Here is a 1,311-nt window from a genome sequence, read left to right on the forward strand (position 1 = left end):
CGAAATGGATTTTTGGGGGGGTGGCGGTAATGAAATAGTTTCTAATTCAGCCCATCCACGTATCCGTCATGCATTTGTTAAATATAAAGATTTAACGGTTGGTCAAACGTGGTCAACGTTTATGAATACAAGTGCTATTCCTGAGTCCGCTGATTTTGCTGGTGCAACTACCGGCTTAGTGTTCATTCGCCAGGGCCAAATTCGCTATAACATGGGTAATTTTCAAGTAGCAATTGAAAATCCAGAAAGCTGGGGTGGTGATACCGCTAATGACAGCGTACCGGATGTTATTGCTCGATATAATATTGAAGGGGACTGGGGCAGTATTTCTGTTTCGGGTCTCGCACGTCAATTAAATACCAGTTTAGGAAATAGTGAATCCGCTTTTGGTGCCTCAATTGCCGGTCGAATTAACACCACGGGTAAGGATGATATCCGTTTCCAATTTCATAAAGGTGAACTAGGTCGCTATGTTGGCGTTGCTGCTGTTAAAGATCTTTATGGTGAAGAAGTGGAAGATTTAACCTCTGTACTTGTTGCTTACCGCCATTTTTGGACTGAATCTTTACGCTCAACTGTTTTGTACGGAAAAGTCGAAGGTGATGTTTCAAATCGAGAACGTACACAGTGGGGAGTTAATCTGTTTCAAGACTTAACGAAGGAACTCACGGTAGGTTTTGAAGTCGGTAACTTTTCTCTTGATGAGCTAGATAAAAATTCTAACTACATACAAGCAACCATGAGATACGCACTGTGATCTCGTTATCAATTCTACTGTTTAAATTTACGTAACTTTCCCAAGCTTTGTTGCGTTTTCGAGGGGGGTTTCCCCCTCTATTTTTTAACATAATAGTTGTGACAGAATTTTATCCCCACTTGAATTTAGGAGGTTGAGTATGACTGCGTCAATACTCAATATAGAGCAAATATCACTGGCGTTTGGTGGTGTGAAAGCCCTTACTGATGTTAGCTTTTCAGTAAAAAAAGGCTCAGTTTTTTCCATTATAGGGCCAAATGGAGCGGGTAAAACTTCAATGCTCAATTGCATTTCGGGGCGCTATCGTCCTAATAGTGGAAAAATAATCTTTGATGGTAAAAATGTTACCGATTTACGCCCCAATGACCGTGCCGATCTTGGTATGGGACGTACTTTTCAAAATTTAGCCTTATTTGGGCATATGTCGGTATTAGACAATATTATGGTTGGTCGTCATCACCTGCTAAAAAATAATTGGCTTACAGGACCTTTATATTGGGTGTCTGGTGCACAAAAAGAAGAGTTAGCACATCGTCGTAAAGTGGAAGAGATTA

2 protein-coding genes are annotated in these 1,311 nt (G+C 40.7%); both read left to right on the forward strand.

Annotated elements, in window-relative coordinates; translation table 11 throughout:
• On the forward strand, positions 1 to 757 hold a 757-nt coding region (locus CXF78_RS00765), incomplete at its 5' end, for a DcaP family trimeric outer membrane transporter (RefSeq protein ID WP_102035710.1).
• Between the two features lie 139 nt (positions 758 to 896).
• Positions 897 to 1,311: ATP-binding cassette domain-containing protein (locus CXF78_RS00770; RefSeq protein ID WP_145991286.1), on the forward strand; the 415-nt coding region annotated here is incomplete at its 3' end.

Origin of the sequence: Shewanella sp. 11B5, assembly GCF_002836795.1 — a bacterium.
Classification (GTDB): domain Bacteria; phylum Pseudomonadota; class Gammaproteobacteria; order Enterobacterales; family Shewanellaceae; genus Shewanella; species Shewanella frigidimarina.